General features: G+C 53.7%; 4 protein-coding genes. 3 read left to right on the forward strand and 1 reads right to left on the reverse strand.

Translation table 11 applies throughout. The features are described 5' to 3' along the window. The first annotated feature begins 226 nt into the window (after window positions 1-226). The 3 genes from GQX66_RS17765 (at window position 227) to GQX66_RS17775 (ending at window position 4,692) form a co-directional block, all read left to right on the forward strand. Window positions 227-2,083, forward strand: a complete 1,857-nt coding sequence (locus GQX66_RS17765; protein WP_240870234.1) for a hypothetical protein — start codon at window positions 227-229, stop codon at window positions 2,081-2,083. A gap of 447 nt (window positions 2,084-2,530) precedes the next feature. After that, entirely contained in the window at window positions 2,531-2,902 is a 372-nt protein-coding gene (locus GQX66_RS17770) for a DUF6124 family protein (protein WP_085747265.1), read from the forward strand. 182 nt (window positions 2,903-3,084) lie between these two features. Continuing rightward, on the forward strand, window positions 3,085-4,692 hold the full coding sequence (locus GQX66_RS17775; RefSeq protein WP_240870238.1) for a hypothetical protein: 1,608 nt from the start codon (window positions 3,085-3,087) through the stop codon (window positions 4,690-4,692). 457 nt (window positions 4,693-5,149) lie between these two features. On the opposite strand, the gene GQX66_RS17780 is transcribed toward GQX66_RS17775, so the two are convergent. Continuing rightward, window positions 5,150-6,163 carry an IS110 family transposase gene (locus GQX66_RS17780; RefSeq protein WP_240865414.1) on the reverse strand — a complete coding sequence of 338 codons (1,014 nt, stop codon included), beginning with the start codon at window positions 6,161-6,163 and terminating at the stop codon, window positions 5,150-5,152. Window positions 6,164-6,257 lie beyond the last annotated feature (94 nt).

The raw sequence follows: 6,257 nt of genomic DNA on the forward strand, positions 1-6,257 counted from the left end.
GCGCTGGATAATCTTGAGGTGGCGGCTGAGCCGCGCGTCTGAGTGCTGAAACCAAAACGGCCCCTTTACGGGGCCGTTTTTGCGTCTGCAGGAAACCGTTTACCGATGACCATTCGTCTTGAAATCACGCTCACCTGTCAGATCTGACAGGTGACGATGCCCCTCTTTCGCGGTGTCATGAACTTCGTCCCGAAGATGGCTATTTATCGCACGCCAGGAGAGCAACATGAGCATCAACGTCAATTCGACACAGATCACCGCCTTGCTCCAGCTGTATCCGATGGCAATCCCGGGCGCAGAAGAAAACCTGCAACCGCCGAAAACCTACGATCTCGGCATTTCCCAGAGCATTTATTCGCCAACCATCAATCTCTTCATTGTGATCGACGCGGTCAGGTTGTTTTCCACCTCCTTTACAGCAGGTGACTCCGTAAGGCTGTGGGTCAACAGCCTGGCGACATCCGTGATCAAGCTTATCAAGCCGGGCGAAGAGAACGACCGCATTTTTATGGACGCTCCTTGGGGAGTGTTCAAGGATGGCCTCAATACGCTGTACTACGAAGTCACCCGGGTCAGCGGTAATAAAGATCAATCCACCCCGATACTGAATGTGCTGTTCAACAACCCGGTCTCCGGTATCACGGTCAGCCATCCGCCCAGCATTGTTCCGGGGCAGTCGCCTACCGTCACTTTAACCCGGAGCGACCCGCGCCAATTTGACGAAATGGGACTGACCATAGGCTCATGGAGTAAAACCATTCCCTATGTCCATCCTGCCAACCCGGTCACCTACAACCTGACGACCCTTGACCTCCAGCAGATCGGTGACGGTACTCGTACAGTGAGCGCCACCATAAAAGATCAACTGAGCAACCTCAGAGTGTCGCCTACGACCTCCATCCTCATCAGTGCCAACCAGCCGCTTATCGTTCCGAAGCTCATTTCCGTTCTTGACGCAACCGGCAACGATGTTCCAGAAGGGAATACAACGAGCAGCACCTCGCTGACACTCCACGGCGAGGCAAGTGCTGGGCGGCAGGTCGAAATCTATGACGGCAGCGGCCCAAGCGCAGTGCCGAAGGGCAAGGTAACGGCTGACCCGACGACAGGAACATGGGTACTGACGATCACAGTACCGTCGGGCGCACGGCGCCTGTATGCAAAATCGCTCTATCACCCGACTAATACCTATTCGAATGTGCGTAATTTGAAAGTGGTGGCGTATGTGGTGGTGGCGTTTCTCAATGGGCCTTACACCGCCACGGCGGGTGATCAGTTGGGAGGCATCGAGTTGAGTTTGACGCAGAACGGGCAGCCGATTGTGGGAATCATCAAGGTGACGTTGCCACAGGGAACAAGGTTTGCCGATGGGACGAGCACCAAGGACTTCACGACAGGAGTTGACGGAAAGGTAACGATTAACGGGGCAACAGCGGGTTCAGTGCAAGGAGTGTTTTCAATTACTGCGTCCAGCAGCGAGACCACGGTAAGTGCGGAATTGAGCATTCGGCCCCCCGATCTGGCTATTGATACGACCGAAATGGAATTGGACGGCGTCATGATAGTTAACCCCTATGGCTGGCCTACCAACGAAATGGCAGGGAACACGGCTACGCGTACTGCGACAGGGGGGGTGCCTCCGTACTCCTACATGTCAGCGAACACACTGGTTGCACAAGTTTCGAGCAGTGGCAAAGTAACGGGATTGAAAAACGGCATCACGAAGATTACGGTCACCGATGCTGCAAACCAGAGCGTTTCGTATTCCGCTAAAGTCTTGAATGTCTACCAGCTTCTCGTTAACAACGCCCTACTGACGGCAGATGAGGGGAAAACATGGATACAAAGCGTTGGAGGTGTAAATAGCTACAACATAATCCAATATGTAACGCCATCTTTGGTCAACCCCGTTCGTGATCTTTACGAAAACCGAATTTACCCTGACCCCCTCGGATCACGAATTTACCAGTACGTCGCAACACAGGTTAATTTTCTATGCTGGAATGGTTCAATCATTGGTGGTTTGGGGTTGCTTTATGGGGACAGTAAGAGGATCAGGGCATTCACTTGCATTCCGACTTGATGGCAAAAGCTAATAACAAAAGGAGACGGAAATATTTCAAAACAAAAAGGGGACGCATTTATTTACGAACCGCGTATCAGTGCGTAGCCGGTTACCTTAAACCGCTTCTTCACGAATTCGCCACGACTGTTTAAAGCCGTTGACCGAAACGTCCGGCAAGCCACAACGCCTTGCGCCATTGCCTACGCATCCGCCAGAATCCGCCGGTTTGTGCGCCTTGGGGGGCCGGCTCTATCGTTTCCGGGTCGCTGATGAATCAGCGATCGGGTTTAGCAGCTCGGCAATTCTCAAGGCACGCTGGTTTCGCCATTTCTGTTTTATGGCGGCTTGCGTGGGGCACTTCGGTGCGCCGGGATCCTTGAGCCTGGTCTGCTAACCCGCGTACAGCCGCCACCTCATTCGTTTAGCAGCGATGGATGACGGCTCCATTTCTCAAGGAGCTTCACCATGATCAAACCAACGCCAAACCCGCCCGAAACCGACTCCACCTCGCCTTACGAATCGGTGGATTCAAAGACCTTCCACGAAGCCGCCGAACGCGCCCTCGATCACTACTTCAATCCCCTACTCCCCAGAAAACCGCTGCTCAAACCCAACACCCGCTATCTCATCGCCCCCGGCGTCGACAGTGAAGAACTGCTGGCCGAAGCCTGCGAAACCCTGACTTCGGCCAAAACCATGGCCACCGACTTCGCCGGGCTGGTGGACGGCTCGCATCGGCATGTGCTGTTGGGCATTGCGCAATTGATCATGCTGGGGGAGCTGGCCGTGAACCGGATGCTGGACAATCTGGAGGTGGCGGCTGAGACGCGCGTTTAAGTGGTGAAACCAAAACGGCCCCTTTACGGGGCCGTTTTTCTGCCTGTTCAAATCCTTGGAGATCTCTTCGGCACTCGACCGTTCATCTATAAACAGCCTTCACCTGTCAGATCTGACAGTGGTCGATGCAACTGCATGGTGCTTTGATGAAGCTCATCTCAATTGCCCCGCGAGCAGATGCCATGAACGCCACCACGTCGCCCCCCATCGCCATTTTTGCTCTCACGCCTCCACAAGTCCTCCTCAAGACTGACCCGGTGATTGGTGCGCATATCGGGGTCTCGATCGTCAATCACTACAAAGACCCTTTGGGGATGGCAGTGCTGTTCGGGCCTTGGCAAGGTCAGGATCTGTATGAAACCGTTCACTTGCACCTGAACAACAACCCAAAGCCGATCAGCAGTGAAATCGTATTCAGCATCAGCGACCCGGTGCTGTTACGCCTGCCTGCCGGATTGCTGCTGGAGGACATCAACAGTTTGCACTGTACGGTTGAGCGTCTTTCAGGCAACGGCGACACGTCTCCCTCATTGACGGTGCTTTACGATGCTTTTGCTCCAGGTGGCGATGAACAGGTACCGGGGGGCGGACATTCGGCACTCGCCATCAACGCCACCCCCACCAGCGTGGACGCCTCACAAGCTGCACAAGGCGTACTGCTAACGCTGGATTATCCGCACAAACATCTCTATGACCTGATCACTGTTGATAGCGGCGGAGTAGAGACCAAACATCGAATCGAACCAACGCCGACCAACCCCAACCCCGACCTGACCCAGCCAATCACACTCACTCTGACTACACCGCACTTTGCCAAGGATCCGAACAATCCGCAGTTCCCGATCAAGTACAACGTGATCAGCCAGACAAACAATTACTCAGGAACAACACAGTTGGGCCAGTTCAACGCACAGGATCATTGGTCGATTCCTTGTCTGATCGATGTGCATCTGGATTGGGCAGAACTGCTCGAGGCCATCCTTCAGGAAATCCTCGGAGAAAACGGTGACGATCCGGCCATTGTTGATCTGGGCAAAATGAATGGCGGGCCGTTATGGGCGTTGATTCACTTGATCAATACGATTTGGCAGGCGGGGGATCAGATTCATCTAACGTTCGAAGCGTGGCTGAACGGCGTCATGGTCGCCACCCATGACGAGACTTTGCCAATCGGCAATGTACCGGGGCAGTTTTCCTGGCCAATACCCAATGTAAAGGTGGTTGCCAACAGTCAGGTGAGGGTCAAGCTCGAACAGATCAGGGGAGGCAAAGTCATTGGCGTTTCCAGGGAAGCCCAGGCACGAGTAGTTGGAGAGGGTTTGCCGGACATTGAGGATTTTGAGTCCACACCCAGTCAGGGAGCCTCCGAGGTTGGGCAATCGGTTTCGACCAATAAAATCAAAGTAACCTTGACGGGAAAAGTTCATCCGAATGACTCGCTGGCCATTGGAAGGTTTACTGATCCCGTTGACGCAAATGGACAGGCGTTTTATGGGTATTTAGCGCAGCCTAATGGGCAAATTACCTCTCTATCTTATGAGGTGGAGCTGATTGGCAGGACTGCCAACAGACTGGTGATCTGGATTGCGGGTGGCAATATTTTTGGTAATGCCACTCAAATGAATTTGGTTTTCAGGGATACCGCTGGGGCGACGCTTAATTTCATTAACCTAACGGTCACCGCCTACCAGCGTCAGCAACAGATCGATACAGGGGTTCTGAACGGTATCAAGTCGATTGCTGTGGTAGTGAATGGTCAGGTAATCATCGATCGGATACAGTTTTTGTAGCCCTCGCATAGCTCTCACTCCAGCGTCCCAAGACAACGGAAAAAACGGGACGCCCATTAGCCGGTCTCAAGTCAAGGTTAAAAGCCACCGCGCCCTGCAGTTTTCAACTGTAGGGTTTGCTCTCCCACTCAACCTGATCGGTTGAACCCGTCGAACCCGTTTCCTCTTCATTGGCTACGAACGAGTCGTGCCAGACACCCATTTGGATCAAGCGGTAGCGATACAACCTGCACCGCCCTGGCAGTTAACTGCCCCAGAGAAACGTTGGTGCTGCCAATGCGTCCAAAACGTGTCACAGAACTGTGGCTCGTGCAAAACACACGTCCAGTCCCAGCTGGCTCACCTGGCAGACGACCCGGTTACAACACACTCAGGCGGTGATGGTCGGTCGCCACTCAGATTTAGTGGTTCGAGCCCAGTCCCTTTTTGGTTGGCCAACCATCACCTCATTCGTCCCTCAGGCGAAACAGCGTCTGGCATCAAAAGGCTGTTTCTCCTTCAGGATGTGATAACTCGCTCGCGCCAGCTTGTGTGCCAGTGCCTTGGTAGCGACCACGGCATTGGTCTTGGCTTTCTTCTTCTCGAAAAAGCGTTTGGCATCCTCGCTGAAGCGCCGGGCGAAATTAGCCGCTTCGATATAAGCCCAGATCAAATAAGCGTTGCCGTTCTTGGCGTTGCCTTCACCTTTCTTTTTGCCGTTGGAGTAATGCGCACTTTTTACGCAGCGAGCGTAAGAGGCGAAGTGGCCTACGTCGGCAAAGCGCTCAATATTTCCGGTTTCCAGCATGATGACCGTGGCCAGCACTTCGCCAATTCCGGGCATCGTTTTCAACAAAGAAAACTCCGGGCGCAAATAGGCTTCGTGCAGTAATCGCTCTTCAAGAAAATCAATCTGGATCTGCAATGCCTGAACAATGGCGACATTCGCTTTCATTGCCAGAGCCACATCCGTCGGCAGGCCCAGCCTGTCGACGGATGTGGCTGACAGCCCTTTGACTTCATTGCAGCTCAACCGCTGGCCAAACTGGCGCGCCATGATGTTCTCGACGGACAGAATGTGCTGAGTCCGGCTGCGTACCAGTTGAATACGTTTGCGTGCCAAATCTCGCAGCGCACGTTCTTGCGGCGGATGGATATATCCGGTCGGTAAAATCCCGAGTCGCAGCAAATGAGCCAGGAAAGTCGCATCATCCTTGTCGTCAGAATGCTTCAAACCGTCGTAGCGTTTCATCGCCACGGGATGGGCCAGCTTCACCTCAAAGCCCGCTGCCTTGAGGCCATCGACCAACCAATACCAGTTGTAGGTGGACTCAACCACGACGCCAACCAATTCAGCACGGTGAGGCTCGAGCAGCGAAAGGATTGGCGTTAGCTGGTTGGGGCAACGTCGACTGACCAGTACTCGATCCGTTTCGTCGGTAACCACCACAACACTGTTGTTCGAATGCAGGTCTATGCCACAGAATTTCATCACGGCCTCCTACGCAAAAGACTAAGTTCGCACCTTGAATTTTGCGCCACCTCCGTGAGGTGGGGAGGCCGGCCAGATGATTCTCAGATTTATT

This window comes from Pseudomonas sp. B707 (assembly GCF_022496685.1).
Classification (GTDB): Bacteria; Pseudomonadota; Gammaproteobacteria; order Pseudomonadales; family Pseudomonadaceae; genus Aquipseudomonas; species Aquipseudomonas paraglycinae.

Coding starts and splice junctions, on each gene's coding strand:
- GQX66_RS17765 (WP_240870234.1), top strand. CDS start 227: ATGAGCATCAACGTCAATTCGACACAGATCACCGCCTTGCTCCAGCTG.
- GQX66_RS17770 (WP_085747265.1), top strand. CDS start 2,531: ATGATCAAACCAACGCCAAACCCGCCCGAAACCGACTCCACCTCGCCT.
- GQX66_RS17775 (WP_240870238.1), top strand. CDS start 3,085: ATGAACGCCACCACGTCGCCCCCCATCGCCATTTTTGCTCTCACGCCT.
- GQX66_RS17780 (WP_240865414.1), bottom strand. CDS start 6,163: ATGAAATTCTGTGGCATAGACCTGCATTCGAACAACAGTGTTGTGGTG.